Annotated in this window: 1 protein-coding gene; it reads right to left on the minus strand. The window is 57.3% G+C overall.

Features of this window, described 5'->3' with window-relative positions; genetic code table 11:
* Nucleotides 1-19 precede the first annotated feature (19 nt).
* A protein-coding gene (locus tag GH660_RS17765) for an IS3 family transposase (protein WP_153148088.1) occupies nt 20-1,167 on the minus strand; the annotation gives its coding sequence in 2 pieces (ribosomal slippage) (nt 20-921 and nt 921-1,167; 1,149 coding nt in all).
* Between the last annotated feature and the right edge of the window lie 60 nt (nt 1,168-1,227).

Raw genomic sequence — 1,227 nt, forward strand, 5'->3', positions numbered from 1 at the left:
GTGAATCGCCCCGGCATTACTAGACACTCTGTAGCCGGTTGAAATACTGGTTTTCGAACTCTACCGGAGAAACGTCGTTTGCATAACCGTGACGACGTTTCGGGTTGTAGAACATCTCGATGTAGTCGAAGACGTCACGGCGGGCCTCCTCACGATCGAGATAGGTTTTTCGGCGGATGCGTTCCCGCTTGAGCAACTGGAAGAAGCTCTCGGCGACGGCATTGTCGTAGCAGTTCCCTCGTCGGCTCATGCTGGCCACCAGGCCATGGGCTTTCAGGAAGGCTTGCCAATCGTGGCTGGTGTACTGACATCCCTGGTCGGAATGGACGATCACGGGTGCCTTCGGATTTCTCCGCCAAACCGCCATCAGCAAAGCGTTGATCGCCAATTCGCTATCGATCCGCGAGCGCATCGACCAACCGATCACCTGGCGCGAGAACAGATCCAGCACCACAGCTAGATACAGCCAGCCTTCGTGAGTCCGGATATAGGTGATATCCGTCACCCAAATCTGATTGGGGGCTTCGACATCGAAATTCTGCTCCAGCTGATTCTTGGCGACGACCGCTGGCTTGCCATAATGGCCCGCTCGACGGCGGTAACCAACCTGCGCCCGTAGTCCTTCCAGCCTCATCAGACGATAGACCCGATGCTTGCCGCAGCGCTCCCCCAGATCCCGCAGATCATGGGCGATCTTGCGGTAGCCATAGACGCCGCCGCTTTCCAGCCACGATTGCTTGATCAGCCCCAGCAGGCGCTGATCATCCTTCCGTCGAGGTGACGCCGGTTCAGCTTTCCAGGCGTAATAGCCACTGGGATGCACGGCCATCACGTGACAGAGTCGGCGAACGGGATACTGCGTTTCGTGTGCTTGAATGAAGGCGTACCTTACCGGGACTCTTTGGCAAAGTACGCTGCGGCCTTTTTTAGGATGTCGCGCTCCTCGCTGACCCGCTTCAGTTCCGCCTTCAGGCGTCTGATTTCCGCAGCCTGACCTTGCAATTCATCGCGCTCGACCGGCGGAAGGCTATAGCGTTTCAGCCACTCATACAGGCTGTGTTGCGATACGCCGATCCGGCTGGCCACCTCGGCGACTGGATGACCTCGTTCCGTGACCTGCTTGACCGCCTCGATCCTGAATTCTTCCGGATAACGCTTGCTGCTCATGACTTCTCCTTTTGCCTAAGTTTAAGGCTACGGAGCGTCTAGAGGTTCCGGGGCGATTCA

It is taken from the genome of Dechloromonas sp. H13 (genome assembly GCF_009469615.1).
Lineage (GTDB): Bacteria > Pseudomonadota > Gammaproteobacteria > Burkholderiales > Rhodocyclaceae > Azonexus.